Raw genomic sequence first — 18,782 nt, 5'->3', positions numbered from 1 at the left:
CTGCCCCTGACAGGTGCTGCCAGTACCAGCATCAGCGGGCTCTCGGCACCCGTACCCGCCCGCCGCCACGCTCGCTGCCATGACGACCACAACCCCCGCGGGCGCAGGCCCCGCACCCGGACCAAGGCCTGCCACCAGTAAAACTCCCGGCACTGACAATCACCCCGGACGGCTCCTCGCGATCGTCCTCGCCGCCCAGTTCATGGCACTGCTCGACGTCTTCATCGTCAATGTCGCGGTGCCCACCATCGGCGCCGAACTCCACGCCACCGGCGCCGAGTTGCAGCTGGTGGTCGCCGGATACGCCATCACGTACTCCGTGCTGCTGATCACCGGTGCCCGCCTGGGCGACCTGTTCGGCCACCGCCGCGTCTACCTGGCCGGCCTCGCGCTGTTCACGGCGGCCTCGCTCGCCTGCGGACTCGCGCAGGGAACCGGCGAGTTGATCGCCTTCCGGCTGATCCAGGGCGCCGGCTCGGCGGTGATGATCCCGCAGGTGCTCAGCCTGATCCAGCGGAACTTCACCGGCGAGGCCCGGGGCAGGGCCCTCGGTCTGTACTCGGCGGTCCTCGCGACCGGCGCCGCGGCCGGACAGGTGCTGGGCGGCGTCCTGGTCAGTGCGGACCTGTTCGGCACCGACTGGCGGCCGGTGTTCCTGGTGAACGTCCCGGTGGGCGCCGTACTCCTGGCACTTGGCGCGCGCGTCCTGCCGCGCGACGACGCACGCGCCCCCGAGCGCTCGCACCGCCTCGACTTGCCGGGCCTGGTGCTCCTGGGCGCGGCCGTCTCGCTGCTCACAGTGCCGCTGGTGCTCGGCCAGGAGGAGGACTGGCCGCTGTGGTCCTGGCTGTCGCTCGCCGCGGCCGCGGTCTTCTTCGTCCTGTTCTGCGCGTACGAGTCCCGGCTCGCCCGGCGTGGCGGCACCCCGCTGATCGCACCCCGGGTACTGCGCCACCCCGGCATCGGGCTCGCGATCTTCCGGATCATGGCCGTGATGGCGGTCAACGGCGGCTTCCTGTTCACGCTCACCCTGCACGTCCAGGGCGGCCTCGGCTACAGCGCGCTCCGCGCGGGACTCACCTTCGCGCCGACCGCGGTGGTCTTCGGCCTGGTCGGGCTGACCTGGCGCAAGTGGCCCGCTTCCTGGCAACGGGTGCTGATTCCCGCCGGGTTCGTGCTCGCCGCGGTGTCCGTCGCCGGCGTGGGCCTGGCGCTGCGGGACGGCCGCGGGGCCGGCTTCTGGCTGTACGCGGCGTTCGCCGGCGTCGGCGTCGGGCTCGCGCTCGGCTTCAGTCCGACCCTGACGCGGGCGCTCGCGACGGTGCGCCCGGAGGACGCGGCGGACGCCAGCGGACTGCTCGCCACGGTCACCCAGCTCGGTCAGCTGATCGGCGTCGCCGCCTTCGGCACACTCTTCTTGAATCGGCTTGAGTCACTTGGGGCCTCGGAGGCGTATACCTCTTCGGACGCGCTTCTCGTCTGCATGTTCGCGCTGGCCGCGACCGCCGCGACGGGTGCCGTGTCCGGACTGGTACGAAGGCGTCGCTGACCGTATTGGTCCGGCCGTGGCAGAATCAAACGGCCGAAGGGGGCGCGGCCCGACGGGAGGGAGTGGCGATGCCTGCGAGCATCCTCGGGGAGGTCGACGACCTTCCCGAAATCGAGGTGATACGGGACCGGATCACCCGCCTCGACTGCCCTTCCTGCGGTTCGGCCCACGTCGCCCTGGTACTTGGCGACAACGGCGGATTTTCCTACGTGTGCACGGCCTGCGGCCACAGCTGGAGCTGATTGATGGGTGCACACAGGCGAAAGTGCGATTGGTGCGGCAGTGGTACGCCGATCGTCCGCGACATGGAACCGGTCAACCACGACTATCAGTACTGGTGCGAGGAGTGCGCGCGGGCGCTGATCATAAAAGGCGACCCCATCGAGACGTACCGCGAGCTGGAGGGCGAGCCGATCTACGGCCGGCTTCTCGACGAGCACTGCACGCTCAAACGGTTCTATTCGTTCGCCACAGCCTGATTCCGGCCGGGGTTTTGCCACATGGCGACCCCGGCAACGGCCAGAAACACGAAAGCGGCACCTCCGTAGAGGGCCGACAACGTCAACTCGACGCCGTTCTGCCGCAGTTCCGGACGTCCTGGGCCGTGTGGCACCCACCACAGCGCGTACGAGCAGAAGACCACCGCCATGCCCGCGGCGACCGTTTTCGTCCTCCCCAGGAGCAGCACCATCGGCACGCACCACACCCAGTGGTGCGACCACGACACCGGACTGACGAGCAGCGCCGTCGTGGCGCAGACGACGACGGCCCAGGCGCGCCTCCCGCGCAGTTCCGCGGCCACGGCGACCCCGAGCCCCAGGACACCCGCCAGAGCCGCCGTGACGACCCACCAGGCGCCCGGCTCCGGGGTGTGCAGCAAGCGCGCGAGGATCCCGCGGAGCGACTGGTTCGCGGTCTCCTCGGCGTGCCCGACCCGCCCCGTCTCGAAGACCATGCGCGTCCAGAAGCGCCAGGAGTCGTACGGCAGGACCGCCGCCGTGAGCAGCGTCGCACCGGCGAACGCGGCGGCCGCCCCGCGCGCGTGCCGCAGCCACGGCCCTCCGGAGCCATGCCTTTTGCGTGCCACGAGACCGGTGACCAGCAGGAACACCACGAACAGGGCGGGAGTCAGCTTGACCGCCGCCGCGATGCCTATGCCCAGCCCCGGCCAGCGGTGGCCCGGGCGCCGTGACAGGTCCCACAGCACCAGCACGGCGAGCAGCAGATTGACCTGCCCGTACCGCAGCGTCGTCCACACCGGTTCGCACCACACGGCGGCCGCTGCGACCCACCAGACGCTCGCCACGCGCGTGTGGCCGGCGATCCTCAGGGCGAGTGCGACGAACACCACAAGGAGGGCCAGGTTTCCGGCCGTCGCCAGGGTGCGCATGGCCGCCGTGTCCAGCAGTGTCAGCGAGGTGAACATAAGGGCGGCGAACGGTGGGTAGGTGGTGGGCAGTTGGGACTCGGTGGCACGCAGCGCGTACAGGTCGCCGCCCGCGCGTACCGTCTCGCCCTCGGCCCGGTAGACCATCAGGTCGACCATCGAGACCTCGGCGGCACGCTGGGCGACCCAGAAGGCCGCGAAGGACAGCAGGCAGGCCCCCAGAGCGACGGACGCGCGGCGATGAACATGGGGGAGCGCGATCACGGTCACGAAGGCCGACACTAGCCCCCGTATCCGTACAGAACGGAAACGATTTGGTAGTGCCCCCTGAAGACCGTGTAATGTTGGCGTCGCCGCCAGGGAGACCGGCGGAACACCGCAAGGGGCTATAGCTCAGTTGGTAGAGCACCTGCATGGCATGCAGGGGGTCAGGAGTTCAAATCTCCTTAGCTCCACATATGCGAGGGCGACTTGTGTCCGCGAAGAGCGCGGACCGGGTCGCCTTTGTCGTTTCTGCGCGGCTGTGCCGCGCGCTGCGGGGGCTTCGCCACCCGCGCCCCCTTTGAGCGCGCGGGAGTTGACGCGAGAGGCGGGCCACCCCGTACCAAGTGGCCCGCCTTTGGTGTCAGCGGCCGCTGCCCAGGGCGCGGCGGCCGCGGCCCTCGCGGACGGCCGGGAGGTTCTGCCGGGGGGCCGCGCCGCGGGTGTCCTCCTCGATGCGCAGGGCGAGCGCCGGGCAGCGGCGTACGGCCCGCATGGCCTTCGCCTCCGCGTACCGGGGCACATTCGCCTGCGCGACGGTCGGGAAGCCGTCCGCGCCCAGCTCGAAGACCTCCGGGAGGATGTCCGCGCACAGGCCGTGCCCGCGGCACAGCGTCCAGTCGACGTAGATCTTCTGACGGCTGGGACCCTGCTCCTGCTCCGGCTGGCCGCCCGGGATGCCGGTGGGCTGCTGGCCGCCCTCGAAGAGCGGCAGAACGCCTTCTACGGGCCTTCCGCAGCCGTTGCCGAGGACATGCGCCGCCAGGTCGTCCGTGAACGCCTTGATGGTCGACTCCAGGAACATCGCGGAGCCGTCCGGGTGCGAGCACGCGCCGCGCCGCTTCACGGCGTTGGCGACCTGCTTGAGCGCCTCCAGGGCGGCCGGGCCACCGCCGTTGAGGATGTCCTCCATGCCGCGCGCCGCGGCGGGCAGCCCGAGGTAGCAGGGACCGCACTGACCCGCGCTCTCCTCCGCCAGCCACTGCGCCACTCGCAGGGACTCGCCCAGCGGGCAGGTCGCCGTGCTGATCGGGAGGATCGCGCCGGCGCCGAGCGCACCTCCCACCGCGTCCAGGGAGTTGCGCGAGACGATCGCCTCGTTGACCGTCGCCGAGTCGAGCCACTTGCCGTGGTACCCGCCGGTCAGTACGCCCTGCGGGACCGGCGGGGCGCCGGCCAGCTGCAGGATGTAGCGCAGCGGTACGCCCGTGGGGGCCTCGATCACCATGGGGCGGGCGACCGCTCCGGACACGGTGAGCATGACGGTGCCCGGCTCGTCGTACAGGCCGGTGTTGCCGTAGCGCTCGGCGCCGATGCGCGCGGCGATCGCCAGCTGGGCGAACGTCTCGGCGTTCGACAGCAGGGTGGGCGCGCCACCGACACCGTTCTGCGAGGCGCTGGTCTTGCGGCCGGGCGGGATCGCCGGCCCGCCGTCGATGGAGCGGACCAGCGAGGCCGCCGCCCCGGTCACCATCCGTATCGGATTGCGCTGCACGCGCGCGCGGATGGTCGCTCCGCGCCGGTTGGTCAGCCCGCGCTCGGAGAGCGCCGCCTCCATCGACCGCTGCGTGGACTCACGGGTCACACCGACGACCAGGGTGCGGGCGCCCAGCGCCTCGGCGACCAGCAGGGCGCCGTCCAGGATCAGATGCGGGGCACGGTTGATCATCACCGTGTCCTTGCGGCAGGCGGGCTCGTCCTCGCTTCCGTTGACGACGACCACAGGACGTACACCGCGGCGGATCGCCGCCTCGGCGACCGACCGCAACTTCTTGTGGAACGGGAAGCCCGCGCCACCACGGCCCTTCAGGGAGATCCGCTCGGAGAGCTGCGCGAGCTGCTCACCGCCCATGGGCTCGAGCGGCCCGTGCACCTTCAGGTGCATGGGCAGGTCGAGTCTCTCGACGAGGTCGAATCCGGAGGTGAGCTGGGGCAGGCCCACCACTCGGACTTCGGGGACGTCGGGAAGGGCCTCGTTCACTAATAGCCTCCGGAAGGCGCGTTCCAGGGTTCGCCGTTGCTGGGTGCCTCGTAGGAACCGGGCTGCGTTTCAGTGGCGGGACCGCTGTTGTACGTGTCGTTCGGGTTGTACGTACCGAGGGGGTTGTTCGTCTCACCGGTGTCGTACACATCACTCCCGCCATACGCGGGGATGGTGCCGGTGTCGTACGCGGCGTTCGCGTCGTACGTGGGGATGGTGCCGGTGTCGTACGTCGGTGTCCCGGCGGGGCGCGGCGGGGCCTCGTAGAGCGGGGGGGACGGGGTCGGCCAGCGGGCACCGGTGTTGCCGTCGACGCGCGGCATCGCCTCCGTGGGCTGCATGTCCAGCGGGACCTGCATGCGCTGGGTCGGGTCGGGCGTCAGCGGATCCTGCGCGCGCGGCGTGTTGGACACCGCCCGGTAGGCCGCCGCGAAGCCGCTCGTGTCTGTGAGGGCGGCGTTCTGCCCGGTGTCGTACAGCGACGACGACGCGGACGACGTTCCCTGCTGAGGCATGAACGCCTCCTGGGAATCCCGTCGTGAACGGGCGCCCGGAAAGGAGGAGTCTTCGGTGGCACGGCGTGCCGCGGGCTTCTCGCGGAGCTGTCGTTCGTCGGAGCCGATCATGTCCTGAATTCGGCGGGCGACCTTGTACTTGAAGGGCTGCGGAGCCATGCGCAGGGACAGTGCCCCCCCGACCGCCACCAGGCTCAGGCAGTAGAGGATCACGAAGATCGGCTTTGCCTCGCGCCCGGCGAGCAGGCCATGGACCAGCGCCGCGCACCACGCGGGATAGGCCAGCATGTGCATGGCCCGCCAGCGGGCCGCGACGGGCGCCGGCGACGCGAAGCGGTGGCGCAGGAGGCCGGTGATGGCCACGAAGATCATGAGCATGCTGGCCAGGGTGCCGAGGCCGATGAGGAAGGCCCTGCCCGTCGCGTCCTCGTCGTTCGTGGCAAGAAGTCCGAAGGGGATCACCGCGGCGATCCACGAGGTGTGCTCCAGTGCCAGCTTGACCCCGATGTGCACCAGGAGGAAGACGATCGAGGCGACCGCGGTGGTGCGGTGCACCGCCTGCGCCAGCATGCGCTGGCGCGCGTTGAGGAGGATCCGATCCTGGGCGATGAGTCCCCAGAGCACCGAGGTGGTCAGGCAGACCAGCGACAGGACGCCCGCGCCGAAGTTGAGGAACTCAGCGAACGAGTCATCCACCGTACTGTCGTCTGTCATGACAAACCCCCTGATATCGCGGCGAGGGGCATGCGCAAGAGTGCGGCAGCAGTGGTTTCACCGCTGGCCGAGCGGCCCGGTCGGGAAACCGGGCTGATCGTGCGTCGAGGCTTCATGGGGGTGTCTCCCAAACGGTTCGGGGAAGCGGTCCCGCTGCCGCACTCTAGGTCGAGCCATACCGAGGGGTACGAGGTTTGAGTTATTGCGTTGTTATCAAAGGGCAATGAGGGAGTTGTGATGTCCCTTAGAGGCCATTACGCGAAGTAACCTTTGACTTCTATTCAACTTTTGCCGACCTGCTGCGGACGTGACACGCAGTGCCGCAGCGTAGCCGAAAGCGCGTCGCGGCCCGCTCGGTCGCTGCGGTACCCTGACGCCATGCGTGCCGTACGCCTTCTGCTTAGCGAGCCGCGCTGATCAGCCCCGGCCACCGATGAATCCGTGGCCGGAATCGGCGCGGCGTCCCCTCCTGTGCGAGGGGCTTTTTCATTTCCTAAGCCGCTGGCAGAGACGATCGATGGAGCTTTGAGGATCATGAGCGAGACGAATACCGCTGCCGCCTCCGAGGTGGCCGCGCCGCACCGCTACACGGCCGCCATGGCCGACCAGATCGAGGCACGCTGGCAGGACTTCTGGGACGCCCACGGCACCTACGAGGCGCCCAACCCGAAGGGTGACCTGGCCGGTGACCCCGAGCTGGCCGCCAGGCCCAAGAAGTTCATCATGGACATGTTCCCGTACCCCTCCGGTGCGGGCCTGCACGTCGGCCACCCCCTGGGATACATCGCCACCGATGTATTCGCCCGGTACCAGCGCATGACCGGCCACAACGTCCTGCACACCCTGGGCTTCGACGCCTTCGGCCTGCCCGCCGAGCAGTACGCCGTGCAGACCGGCACGCACCCGCGCGTGTCCACCGAGGGCAACATCGAGAACATGAAGGTCCAGCTGCGCCGGCTGGGCCTGGGCCACGACAAGCGCCGCTCGTTCGCGACGATCGACCCGGGCTACTACAAGTGGACCCAGTGGATCTTCCTGCAGATCTTCAACTCCTGGTACGACGACGAGGCGAAGCAGGCCCGCCCGATCGCCGAACTGGTCGCCCAGTTCGAGAGCGGTGAGCGTGCCGTACCGGGCGTTGTGGGCGGCACGCGCGCGTGGAGCGACCTGACCGCCGCCGAGCGGGCGGACGTGCTGAGCGAGTTCCGGCTGGCGTACGCCTCCGACGCGCCCGTCAACTGGTGCCCCGGGCTGGGCACCGTCCTGGCGAACGAGGAGGTCACCGCGGACGGCCGCTCCGAGCGCGGCAACTTCCCCGTCTTCAAGGCCAAACTGCGCCAGTGGAACATGCGCATCACCGCGTACGCCAACCGCCTGCTGGACGACCTGGACGCACTGGACTGGCCCGAGGCCATCAAGCTGCAGCAGCGCAACTGGATCGGCCGCTCCGAAGGCGCCCGCGTCGACTTCCCGATCGACGGCGAGGCCATCACGGTCTTCACCACGCGCCCGGACACCCTGTTCGGCGCGACCTACATGGTGCTGGCGCCCGAGCACCCGCTGGTCGAGAAGTTCACCCCGGCCACCTGGCCCGAGGGCACCCACGACGTCTGGACGGGCGGTCACGCCACGCCCGCCGAGGCCGTCGCCGCCTACCGCGCCCAGGCCGCCTCGAAGTCCGACGTCGAGCGGCAGGCCGAGGCCAAGGACAAGACCGGCGTCTTCACGGGCGCCTACGTGACCAACCCCGTCAACGGCGAGCAGCTCCCGGTCTTCATCGCCGACTACGTGCTGATGGGCTACGGCACCGGCGCGATCATGGCCGTCCCGGCGGGCGACCAGCGCGACTTCGAGTTCGCGCGCGCCTTCGAACTGCCGATCCGCTGCATCGTCGAGCCGACCGACGGCCGGGGCACCGACACGTCGACGTGGGAGGACGCCTTCGCGTCGTACGACGCGAAGATCATCAACTCCTCCAATGACGACATCTCGCTGGACGGCCTGGGCGTCGTCGATGCCAAGGCGCGCATCACCGAGTGGATGGAGCGCAAGGGCATCGGCGCGGGCACCGTCAACTTCCGGCTGCGCGACTGGCTGTTCAGCCGCCAGCGCTACTGGGGCGAGCCCTTCCCGATCGTCTACGACGAGGACGGCATCGCCCACGCGCTGCCCGAGTCGATGCTGCCCCTGGAACTGCCGGAGGTCGAGGACTACTCGCCGCGCACCTTCGACCCGGACGACGCGAACACGTCTCCGGAGACCCCGCTGTCCCGCAACGAGGACTGGGTCAACGTCACGCTGGACCTGGGCGACGGCCGCGGTCCGCGCCCGTACCGCCGCGAGACCAACACCATGCCCAACTGGGCCGGTTCCTGCTGGTACGAGCTGCGCTACCTGGACCCGCACAACTCCGAGAAGCTGGTCGACCCGGAGGTCGAGCGGTACTGGATGGGCCCGCGGGAGGGCCAGCCGCACGGCGGCGTCGACCTGTACGTCGGCGGCGCCGAGCACGCCGTGCTGCACCTGCTGTACGCGCGCTTCTGGTCGAAGGTGCTGTACGACCTGGGGCACGTCTCCTCGGCCGAGCCGTTCCACAAGCTGTTCAACCAGGGCATGATCCAGGCCTACGTGTACCGCGACAGCCGTGGCATCGCCGTACCGGCCGCCGAGGTGGAGGAGCGCGACGGCGCGTACTACTACCAGGGCGAGAAGGTCTCCCGGCTGCTGGGCAAGATGGGCAAGTCCCTGAAGAACGCCGTCACTCCGGACGAGATCAGCGCCGAGTACGGGGCGGACACGCTGCGCCTGTACGAGATGGCGATGGGCCCGCTGGACGTGTCGCGGCCGTGGGACACGCGCGCGGTGGTGGGCCAGTTCCGGCTGCTGCAGCGGCTGTGGCGCAACGTCGTGGACGAGGCGACCGGCTCGCTGAGTGTGGTCGACACAGAGCCTGACGAGGACACGCTGCGCGCCCTGCACAAGGCGATCGACGGCGTACGGCAGGACCTGGACGGCATGCGCTTCAACACCGCCATCGCCAAGGTCACCGAGCTGAACAACCACCTGACCAAGGCGGGCGGTCCGGTGTCGCGCACGGTCGCCGAGCCGCTGGTGCTGCTGGTCGCGCCGCTGGCCCCGCACATCGCCGAGGAACTGTGGCGCAAGCTGGGCCACACGGACTCGGTCGTGCACCAGGACTTCCCGGTCGCCGTCCCGGCGTACGTCGTGGACGAGACCGTGACCTGCGTCGTGCAGATCAAGGGCAAGGTCAAGGCCCGCCTGGAGGTGTCCCCGTCGATCTCGGACGAGGAACTGGAGAAGGTGGCGCTGGGCGACGAGAAGGTGGTCGCCGCGCTGGACGGGGCCGGGATCCGCAAGGTGATCGTGCGGGCGCCGAAGCTGGTGAACATCGTTCCGGCGTAGGCCCTCTCCGGGGCGGCCGGTGTGATGAGCCGGCCCGCGTGGGCCGGTGTGCCTGGGCGGCTCGGGGTAGTCCCCTACGGGCAGGTTGGGGGTTCCGCTGGAACCCCCGGCCTGCCTTCTCCGTTTACGGTGGAAGAGCCCGTAGGCACTGGATGCAGGACCCGAGAGGACCGTCATGGAAGCCGTTGTCGCAGTCGTGGCGCTGATCTTCGTGCTGTTTTTGGTGCTGGGCGCGTACGCGACGGTGAAGGTGGTCGGCGCGGCCAAGCGAGGCGTGGACCGCACCGTCGCGCAGGCCCGCCGGACGGTGGAGGACTCCACGCTCAGGGCGAAGACCCTCGCCCAGCCGGGACCGCAGGGCGAGATCGCCCAACTGCGGCTCTCCTTGCGCACATCGATGCGCGCCACCCAGGACGCGCTGCACGCGGGCGTGACCGAGGATGAGTCGCTGAAGGAGTCCCTGGCGCTCTTCGAGCGGCTCAGCACGCACGGCCACGAGCTGGACGGCGAGCTGAAGCGACTGGAGCGCGAGCCGGACAGGGCCCGCCTCACCGAGCGATTGCCGTCACTGCGGGAGCGCACGGAGCAGATAACGAAGTCGGCGGACGCACTCCGCTGGGCGGCCCGCGACCGCGCCCAGCGTTTCGTGAACGACGACCTGGATTCGCTGAGCACGCAGATCGACATGGAGGCGGGCGCTCTGCGGCACTGGACGACGACGGAGCCGTCTGCCACGCCGACACCGGAGCCGGCCCCCACGTGGGCGCCGGAGCCGTCTTCCGCGCAGACCCCGCCGCCGTGGCCGGAGGCACCGACCGCCCCCGCCGATCAGCAGACCTGGCCGGAGAGCCCCGAGTCGCGTACGGCCGAGGAGCCGACCCGGGCCGCGATCGACCCGCCGGTGCAGCGGCCCGCTTACCCTTGGGAGAAGAAGCGCCGCCCCGAGAGCACGACTTGATTCCGCCTGTCCGGCCGCAGGTGGGAGGGGCCGGGCTGCCGCCCACGGCCCCTGACAGGTAACCTCCAGCTCATGTCCCGCCATGTCGCGATCGTCACCGATTCAACGGCCTACCTGCCGCCACGGACGATGGAGCGCCACGGCATCACCGCGGTACCCCTGACCGTGGTCCTCGGCGACCAGGCGCTCGAAGAGGGCACCGAGATCTCGGCCCGTTCACTGGCCCAGGCGCTGCAGAAGCGACGGTCCGTCACGACCTCCCGGCCCAGCCCCGAGGTCTTCGCCGAGACCTACCGCAAGGTCGCCGAGTCGGGCGCAACCGGCATCGTCTCGCTGCATCTGTCCGCCGAGTTCTCGGGCACCTACGACGCCGCCGTCCTCGCCGCGCGCGAGGCTACCGTGCCCGTCCGGGTGGTGGACACCGGGATGGTCGCCATGGCTCTCGGCTTCTGCGCGCTGGCCGCGGCCGAGTCCGCGGAGGCGGGCGGCACGGTCGACGAGGCGGTCACCGCGGCGGAGAAACGGGCCGCGGGTACGTACGCGTACTTCTACGTCGACACACTCGACTATCTGCGCCGGGGCGGCCGGATCGGGGCGGCGCAGGCGCTGTTCGGGTCCGCACTGGCCGTGAAACCGCTGCTGCAGCTGGACGGCGGGCGCATCGAGCTCCTGGAGAAGGTGCGGACCGCTTCCAAGGCGATCGCCCGCCTGGAGGAGATCGTGGCCGACCGGGCGGGGAGCGCGCAGGTCGACATCGCGGTCCATCATCTGGCCGCGCCCGAGCGGGCGGCGGCGCTCGCGGAGCGGCTGCGGGTTCGGGTACCGGGGCTGGCCGATCTGCATGTGAGTGAGGTCGGGGCGGTGATCGGGGCGCATACCGGGCCCGGGTTGCTGGGGGCGGTCGTTTCCCCTCGGTGAGGGTTTGACCTGCCCTTACGGGTGATGGAGTTATCCACAACTGGGCAGTAATCCCCGGGAATTGAGCAAGATCATCGCGGTCGGGCGATGGTGCCCGATTCTCGTCGCATGGCACTTCGATCAGCTTCACGGACAGCGACAGCTACCAGTGGGCCGGGCCGCGGCCCGGCCTCCGACGGTCGTACGCGACACCGTCGTCACCCCTATCGCACCAGGTCCCGGCGCCGCGAGGCCTCGGCGGAGGCGCTGCGCCTTCGCGCGGAGACACTCTTCGCCGAACGGACGAGAGTGCGCGGAGAGTTGAGGCATGGGCCACCGGTGGTGCCGCACGAACCGGAGTGGAGTGATGTCGGCACCGGTGTGGTCACGAGCGCGGAAACCGACGCGGCCGGAGGTGGAGACAGGGCCCAGGCCGGAACAGCATGGCGCGAGCGGGCCGGGCTTGCCGTCCGAGAGCGGATGCCCCTGTGGCTGCAGACCAGGTGCGGACTGGAGCGGAGGAGTGTGGTCGCGCTCTCTGCGGTGCTCCTCGTCGCGGCGGCCTTCGCCGCGCAGCACTTCTGGTCGGGGCGGACCGAGCCGGTGCGAGCGCCGGAAGTGGTGCGGGCCGCGGTTCCGTACGGGGAGGAGCACGGGGGTACGCAGGAGGCGGCGCCCGGATCCTCGGCGGCCGCACGGGACCCCGTGGGCGCGGCCGGTGCCGCGATCGTGGTGGACGTCAGCGGCAAGGTGCGCGAGCCCGGTATCCATCGGCTGCCGGCCGGTTCCCGGGTCGCCGACGCGCTCCGGGCGGCCGGCGGCGTGCGCCCCGGCACGGACACCGAGGGCCTCAACCGCGCCCGGCTCCTCGTGGACGGTGAGCAGGTGGTGGTCGGAGCACCGCCGGCCGTGGCCGGGCCCGGCGTGGCAGGAGGCGGCCCGGGCGCCGTGGGCTCCGGCGGAGCCGCAGCTGGTGCGACCACTCCGGTCGGCCTCAACACAGCCACCCTGGAGCAGCTGGACACGTTGCCCGGCGTCGGCCCCGTGCTCGCCCAGCACATCATCGACTACCGCACCCAGCACGGCGGCTTCCGCTCGGTCGACGAACTCCGCGAGGTGAACGGCATCGGTGACCGCCGCTTCGCCGATCTGCAGAATCTCGTACGGCCATGACGGGCCCGGGGATTCGTGGCGTGGCAGGGCCGGGCGGGCCGCGCGCTTCCTCGGCCCTCGGACCACCCGCCCCTGCCGCCCCGCCCGACCGCCGCCCAGTCGTACATGCCACCGCCGGCAATCCGCTCGGCGCCGCGCATCCTCGCCAAGAGGGGCCGACGGATCTGCGGTTGGTGCCGCCGGCGCTGGCGGCATGGGCGACCGCGGCGGTGGCGTTGGACGCACCACAGGAGTGGGTCGCCGGAGTGGTGATCGTCTGTGTGGTCGTGGCGGGTTGGCTGCTGGTCACAGGACGCCGCCGGGTGGGCGGCGAGCGGCAGCCGGAGCCGGAGCCACATCATCGGCCTGGGCCTGGGCCTGGGCCTGAGCCGCAAGCGACTCATCGACCCGAGCCGGAGCGGCATCGGCAGCCGCGGCGGGGCGACCCGTGCCGGGACGACCCGTGGCGGGGCCGATGGCGTTCGTGGCCGAAGGCCTCCGTCGCCGCCGTGCTGCTCTGCGTCGCGGCAGCGGCTGCCTCCGGCGGGCTGCATGGCGCGGACCTGCGTCGTGGTCCCGTACCGGAGTTGGCGCGGCAGTACGCCGAGGTGACAGCCGAGGCGGAGGTCACCTCGGACCCACGGCTCACCCGCCCCAGGATCAAGGGGGACCACGCGGCTCCGACCGCCATCCTGCTCAACGCCGAGGTCCGGCGTATCGAGAAGCCGGACGGGACGGTCGCACAGACGCGGACCCCGGTGCTGCTGATCGTGGACGCGAGCCCGCGGACGGCTCGTGACCGGCAGGGCTCGCCCTGGCTCTCCCTCCTGCCCTCCACGAGGGTGCGTGTGTCGGCGCGGATCGTGCCCGCGCTCGGCGACGGCGACCGGATCGCGGCCGTGGTGCGCGTACGCGGCAGCGGACCGCCGAGGGTGGTCGGGCAGCCGTCGGGCACGCAGAGGTTCGCCGGAGAGCTGCGGGCTGGGCTGCGGGCGGCGACCGACGGGCTGGAGCCGGACGCGCGGGCGCTGCTGCCGGGGCTGGTGGTGGGGGACACCTCACGGGTCACGCCGGAGCTGGACGAGGCGTTCAAGGCGACGGATCTCACACACATCCTGGCTGTCAGCGGGGCCAACTTCACCATCGTGCTCGCCCTGCTCATCGGACCACCCGGCCGCGCCCAGCAGGCCGAGCGCCGCGGACTGGCACCCCGGCTGGGCATCCCGTTGCGGGCGACCGCCCTGTGCGGCGGTGTGCTCACGCTCGGGTTCGTGATCGTGTGCCGCCCGGATCCGAGCGTGCTGCGAGCCGCGGCCTGCGGATCGATCGCGCTGCTGGCCATCGCCACGGGCCGCCGCAGATCACTGATCCCGGCGCTGGCCACGGCGGTCCTGGTGCTGGTGCTGTACGACCCCTGGCTGGCCCGGAGCTACGGCTTCCTGCTCTCCGTGCTCGCCACCGGCGCCCTGCTCACGCTGGCCCCGAGGTGGAGTGCCGCGCTCCGTCGGCGCGGGGTGCCACCCAGGCTGGCGGAGGCGTTGGCGGCCGCGGGGGCGGCGCAGGCGGTGTGCGCGCCTGTCGTCGCCGTCCTCTCGGCCCGGGTGAGCCTGGTGGCGGTGCCGTGCAATCTGCTGGTGGAGTTCGCGGTCGCGCCGGCCACGGTGCTGGGTTTCGCGACGCTGGCCACGGCTCCCTGGGCGATGCCGGTCGCCAAGGCGCTGGCGTGGTGGGCGAGTTGGCCCGCCGGATGGATCGCCGACATCGCCCGTGCGGGGGCGGCGCTGCCGGGCGGAGGAGTCGACTGGCCGGGCAGCTGGGCGGGTGCGCTGCTGCTCGCCTGCGCGATCGCCGTTGTCGTGCTCGTCGGCCGGAGGCTTCTGAGGCATCCCTGGCTGAGCGGTGCCTGCGGGGTGCTGCTTCTGTTCGTGATGGTGCAGCCGCCTCCGCTCACGCGGGTGATCACGGGGTGGCCGCCGCCCGGCTGGCGGTTCGCGATGTGCGACGTGGGGCAGGGCGACGCGACGGTGCTCGCGGCGGGCGACGGTACCGGTGTGGTGGTCGACGCGGGACCGGACCCGATGCTGGTCGACCGGTGTCTGCGCGCGCTCGGCATCACACGCATCCCGCTCGTCGTCCTGACCCACTTCCACGCGGATCATGCGGCGGGGCTGCCGGGCGTGCTGCGCGGGCGTTCGGTGGGCGCGATCGAGACGACGGGTTTCGAAGAGCCGCTGGATCAGGCGGAGTTCGTCCATCGGCAGGCGGCGGCCCGGCGTATCCCGGTGACGCGGGCGGTGGCGGGGGAGCGCCGTCGTACGGGCGCGCTGGACTGGCAGGTGCTGTGGCCGCCACCGCGCCCGGCCCCGGGACCGGAGGGTCCGAACGACGCGAGCGTCACCCTGCTCGTACGGTCGGCCGGGCTGACGCTGCTGATGCTCGGAGACCTCGAACCACCGGCCCAGCAGGCGCTGTTGAGATCACCGGCCGGGGCCGGCCTGGGGGCCGTGGACGTGCTCAAGGTCGCCCATCACGGCTCGGCCTACCAGGACCCGGACCTCATACGCCGGGTGGCGCCGCGCCTCGCGCTGATCTCCTGCGGGGCCGAAAACCCGTATGGGCATCCGGCGCCGAGCACGGTGGCGGCGCTGCGGACCGGGGGCGCGGAGGTGCTGCGTACGGACGAGGACGGGGCGGTCGCCGTGGCCGGTGGAGGTGATCACCTGCTGGTGGCGCGAGACTGAGGGCATGAAACCCGCACAGGCCGATGCCTACCTCCGCCGGATCGGCGCCGCCCACCCCGCCTGGCCCACCGCCGACGTACTCCGCGAACTCCAGCTGAGACACCTGCAGACGGTGCCGTTCGAGAACCTGTCGATCCACCTCGGCGAGGAGATCGTCCTGGAGGAGGAACGGCTCCTGGACAAGGTGGTGGGCGCCCGGCGAGGCGGCTTCTGCTACGAACTGAACGGGGCGTTCGGGGCATTGCTCGGGGCACTGGGCTTCGATGTGACGCTGCTCGCGGGGCGCGTGTACGGAGAGGAGGAGCGACTGGGGATTCCGTACGACCATCTCGCGCTGCGGGTACGGACAGTGGACGGCGGTGACTGGCTGGTCGACGTCGGATTCGGGGCCAACAGCCACTACCCGCTGGCCTTCGAGGAGCGGGGCGAGCAGGCGGATCCGAGCGGCACGTTCCGGGTGATCGTGGCGGGAGCGGATCCGGCGGGGGTACGGGGAAGCGCAGGGGAGTTCGGGGATCTCGACGTGGTGCGGGACGGCAGGTCGCAGTACCGGCTGGAGACACGGCCACGGGTGCTCGGGGACTTCGAGGCCGGGGCCTGGTGGCACAGCACCTCGCCGGAGTCGCACTTCACGCAGTCACTGGTCTGCTCGCGGGTGACCGAGGACGGCGGTCGGATCACGCTCAGTGGTCGCTCGCTCACGGTCACGGACCGCGAGGGCAGGAAACAGGGGTCGGATCTGGCCACGGACGAGGAGGTGTTGGAGGCGTATCGGGAGCGGTTCGGGATCGTGCTGGAGCGCGTCCCGGTTGTCCGGAAAGGGGGCGTCTGAGGGAAAACATAAACGGAGCTGCCAATTCGGGCTACTCGTGCGTAGTCCCAGCACATGTGCTGGATTCCTGCGATGTGGTCGCGTGTTGCCTCGAAAGTCGCATCAGTGGTCGAATACCTCCTCGGCAACAGGTGATTTCACGTCATTCGTATGGCACGAGGGTGGGTCGCAGATGGTCGGCAGTTGGCTGGGAAAGCGGACGAAGCGAGCACAACGGACGGGTCACCGTGCCGCGGTGCCGATGCCGGACGGTGCCGGAGTGCTCAACTGCCGGGTGCTGGATCCGGTCAACCAACCGGTGCCGCATGCGGAGTTCGTGGTGACGGACGCCTTGGGGCGCAAGGTGGTCGGCGGGGGGTTGGATCCGTTCGGGTCCTTCATGGTGACGGTGCCGGCGGGGGAGTACCGGCTCGCGGTGTCGGCGGAGGGGTACGCCCCGTACCGGGCGGACGCCACGGTGGCCGAGAACGCACTCGCCTCGCTCGGTGATGTGACGCTGCACGTCGCTCGACCGCCCGCGCTACCCCGCCCGGGAGACTGGGAGATCGAGCCGACCCACTCCTCGATCGCCTTCACCGCACGGCACATCGGGCTGGCGCGGGTGCGTGGCCGGTTCAACGCCTTCGCCGGGGTGATACGGATGGCCGAGCGCGTGGAGCAGTCGGCCATGCACGTGGTGATCGACGCCGCGTCCATCGACACCAACGTGAAGATGCGGGACGACCATCTGAGGTCCGCGGACTTCCTGGACGTCGACCGGTTCCCGACGCTGGAGTTCTACAGCGACCGGTTCGGGCACCGGGGCGGCAACCGGTGGGCGGTCACCGGCGCGCTGACGCTGCACGGGGTGACGCGCACGGTCACGCTCGACACGGAGTATCTCGGCGTCGGCAACGGCATGGAGGGCGAGGTGCGGGCAGCCTGCCGGGCCACCACCGAACTGCGCCGCGACGACTTCACGGTGAGCTGGCAGACGATGCTCGCACGGGGCATCGCCGTGGTCGGACCGAGCATCAGGATCGACCTGGACGTACAGATCGTGCCCAAGAGCTGACCCGGAGTTTCGACGGCCGCCCGCTCGCCCCCCGGCCTGGCGTCCCGCCCAGCGTCCCGCCCCCCGGCCCGGCGCCTCGCCCACGTACCGGAAAATGTCCGTGTGAGCGATGTGAGACATGTACTGGTTCTGCCTGACCGCGACGCCGCTCAGGCGGCGGCCGAGGCACTCGGGGAGCGGTTCGCACTCGACGAGGAGCCGCAGCTCGTACGGGACGCACTGGCCGGTGAGGACGATGCCGAGGACGCGCAGTGGCTGCTGGTCCTGCGGGACGCGGACGGGCGGCTCGATGCAGGGCAGCTGGACGAGTTCGCGGGGGAGTGGGACGGCTGGCGCGAGGAACCGTAAGCCGCCCCATGGCCATCGCCCGGAGCCCGTTGTCAGTGGTGCGTGGGATGCTTGACCGCGATGGCCAGGAACTCTGCACACGACAACCCGCTCGCTCCTGTCACGATCGCCGTGGGGCAGGAGGACCTGCTGCTCGACCGCGCCGTACGCGAGGTGGTGGTCGCCGCCCGGGCCTCCGACGCGGACACGGATGTACGGGACCTCACGTCGGACCAGTTGCAGCCGGGGACGCTCGCCGAGCTGACGAGCCCGTCGCTCTTCGCCGAGCGCAAGGTCGTCATCGTGCGCAACGCGCAGGACCTGTCGGCCGACACGATCAAGGACGTGAAGGCGTACCTGGGCGCCCCCGCCGAGGAGATCACCCTCGTACTCCTGCACGCGGGGGCGGCCAAGGGCAAGGGACTGCTCGATGCCGCACGCAAGGCGGGGGCGCGAGAGGTCGCCTGTCCCAAGATGACGAAGCCGGCGGACCGGCTGGCCTTTGTGCGCAGTGAGTTCCGGGCGCTGGGCCGATCCGCCACGCCGGAGGCCTGCCAGGCCCTCGTCGACTCCATCGGGAGTGACCTGCGGGAGTTGGCATCCGCCGTGACACAGCTTGTCGCGGACGTCGAGGGGACGATCGACGACGCCGTCGTCGGGCGGTACTACACGGGCCGGGCCGAGGCTTCCAGCTTCACGGTGGCCGACCGGGCGGTCGAGGGACGCGCGGCGGAGGCCCTGGAGGCCTTGCGGTGGTCCCTTTCGACCGGCGTGGCCCCTGTCCTGATCACGAGTGCGCTGGCCCAGGGCGTACGGGCCATCGGGAAGCTGTCCTCCGCCCGCGGCGGCCGGCCCGCCGACCTTGCCCGGGAGCTGGGCATGCCGCCCTGGAAGATCGACCGGGTCCGTCAGCAGATGCGCGGCTGGACCCCCGACGGTGTCGCGGTCGCCCTCCGCGCGGTCGCGGAGGCCGACGCGGGCGTCAAGGGCG

The 18,782-nt window shown here is 70.9% G+C and carries 15 protein-coding genes and 1 tRNA gene; 13 read left to right on the top strand and 3 right to left on the bottom strand.

What is annotated here, in order from left to right; all coding sequences use genetic code 11:
• Positions 1 to 79: 79 nt before the first annotated feature.
• The 3 genes from GAS53_RS33665 (at position 80) to GAS53_RS33655 (ending at position 2,028) form a co-directional block, all read left to right on the top strand.
• Positions 80 to 1,549 (top strand): MFS transporter, encoded by a 1,470-nt coding sequence (locus tag GAS53_RS33665; RefSeq protein ID WP_151481544.1) that lies wholly within the window; start codon positions 80 to 82, stop codon positions 1,547 to 1,549.
• Positions 1,550 to 1,617: 68 nt separating this feature from the next.
• The gene (locus GAS53_RS33660; protein WP_151481543.1) at positions 1,618 to 1,791 is read left to right on the top strand and encodes a hypothetical protein; all 174 of its coding nucleotides are present in this window, start codon (positions 1,618 to 1,620) and stop codon (positions 1,789 to 1,791) included.
• Positions 1,792 to 1,794: 3 nt separating this feature from the next.
• A complete protein-coding gene (locus GAS53_RS33655; RefSeq protein WP_010986886.1) occupies positions 1,795 to 2,028 on the top strand; it encodes a hypothetical protein in 234 nt (77 codons plus the stop codon).
• Here GAS53_RS33655 and GAS53_RS33650 read toward each other — a convergent pair.
• On the bottom strand, positions 2,007 to 3,206 hold the full coding sequence (locus GAS53_RS33650; protein ID WP_225859248.1) for a glycosyltransferase 87 family protein: 1,200 nt from the start codon (positions 3,204 to 3,206) through the stop codon (positions 2,007 to 2,009). The two genes, GAS53_RS33655 and GAS53_RS33650, sit on opposite strands and share 22 nt — an antisense overlap.
• A 112-nt stretch (positions 3,207 to 3,318) precedes the next feature.
• Here GAS53_RS33650 and GAS53_RS33645 point away from each other — a divergent pair.
• Positions 3,319 to 3,391, top strand: a tRNA-Ala gene (locus GAS53_RS33645).
• 170 nt (positions 3,392 to 3,561) lie between these two features.
• Here the strand turns inward: GAS53_RS33645 and GAS53_RS33640 are convergent.
• Together GAS53_RS33640 and GAS53_RS33635 are read right to left on the bottom strand one after the other, a co-directional pair.
• On the bottom strand, positions 3,562 to 5,178 hold the full coding sequence (locus GAS53_RS33640; protein ID WP_151481542.1) for an NADH-quinone oxidoreductase subunit NuoF family protein: 1,617 nt from the start codon (positions 5,176 to 5,178) through the stop codon (positions 3,562 to 3,564).
• A complete protein-coding gene (locus GAS53_RS33635; protein WP_151481541.1) occupies positions 5,178 to 6,407 on the bottom strand; it encodes a cytochrome b/b6 domain-containing protein in 1,230 nt (409 codons plus the stop codon). Before GAS53_RS33635 ends, GAS53_RS33640 begins: the two co-directional genes overlap by 1 nt.
• Before the next feature lie 534 nt (positions 6,408 to 6,941).
• Here GAS53_RS33635 and leuS point away from each other — a divergent pair.
• The 9 genes from leuS to holA all read left to right on the top strand — a co-directional run.
• On the top strand, positions 6,942 to 9,830 hold the full coding sequence (gene leuS, locus GAS53_RS33630; protein ID WP_151481540.1) for a leucine--tRNA ligase: 2,889 nt from the start codon (positions 6,942 to 6,944) through the stop codon (positions 9,828 to 9,830).
• A gap of 175 nt (positions 9,831 to 10,005) precedes the next feature.
• Positions 10,006 to 10,788 carry a hypothetical protein gene (locus tag GAS53_RS33625; protein WP_151481539.1) on the top strand — a complete coding sequence of 261 codons (783 nt, stop codon included), beginning with the start codon at positions 10,006 to 10,008 and terminating at the stop codon, positions 10,786 to 10,788.
• A 72-nt stretch (positions 10,789 to 10,860) separates the two neighbouring features.
• Positions 10,861 to 11,706: a DegV family protein gene (locus GAS53_RS33620; protein WP_151481538.1), complete on the top strand. Its 846-nt coding sequence runs from the start codon at positions 10,861 to 10,863 to the stop codon at positions 11,704 to 11,706.
• Between the two features lie 108 nt (positions 11,707 to 11,814).
• Positions 11,815 to 12,858: a ComEA family DNA-binding protein gene (locus GAS53_RS33615; RefSeq protein WP_151481537.1), complete on the top strand. Its 1,044-nt coding sequence runs from the start codon at positions 11,815 to 11,817 to the stop codon at positions 12,856 to 12,858.
• Positions 12,855 to 15,578: a ComEC/Rec2 family competence protein gene (locus GAS53_RS33610; RefSeq protein WP_151481536.1), complete on the top strand. Its 2,724-nt coding sequence runs from the start codon at positions 12,855 to 12,857 to the stop codon at positions 15,576 to 15,578. Before GAS53_RS33615 ends, GAS53_RS33610 begins: the two co-directional genes overlap by 4 nt.
• 4 nt (positions 15,579 to 15,582) lie before the next feature.
• Positions 15,583 to 16,410 carry an arylamine N-acetyltransferase family protein gene (locus GAS53_RS33605; RefSeq protein ID WP_151481535.1) on the top strand — a complete coding sequence of 276 codons (828 nt, stop codon included), beginning with the start codon at positions 15,583 to 15,585 and terminating at the stop codon, positions 16,408 to 16,410.
• A 172-nt stretch (positions 16,411 to 16,582) separates the two neighbouring features.
• Entirely contained in the window at positions 16,583 to 17,464 is an 882-nt protein-coding gene (locus GAS53_RS33600; protein WP_151481534.1) for a YceI family protein, read from the top strand.
• A 102-nt stretch (positions 17,465 to 17,566) separates the two neighbouring features.
• Complete coding sequence (locus GAS53_RS33595; RefSeq protein WP_151481533.1) at positions 17,567 to 17,812, top strand: hypothetical protein; 246 nt, start codon at positions 17,567 to 17,569, stop codon at positions 17,810 to 17,812.
• A 60-nt stretch (positions 17,813 to 17,872) separates the two neighbouring features.
• Positions 17,873 to 18,782: DNA polymerase III subunit delta (holA, locus tag GAS53_RS33590; protein ID WP_151481593.1), on the top strand; the 910-nt coding region annotated here is incomplete at its 3' end.

This window comes from Streptomyces albicerus, assembly GCF_008905045.1.
GTDB classification, from domain to species: Bacteria; Actinomycetota; Actinomycetes; order Streptomycetales; family Streptomycetaceae; genus Streptomyces; species Streptomyces albicerus.
This window is presented reverse-complemented; position numbering and strand designations above follow the sequence as displayed.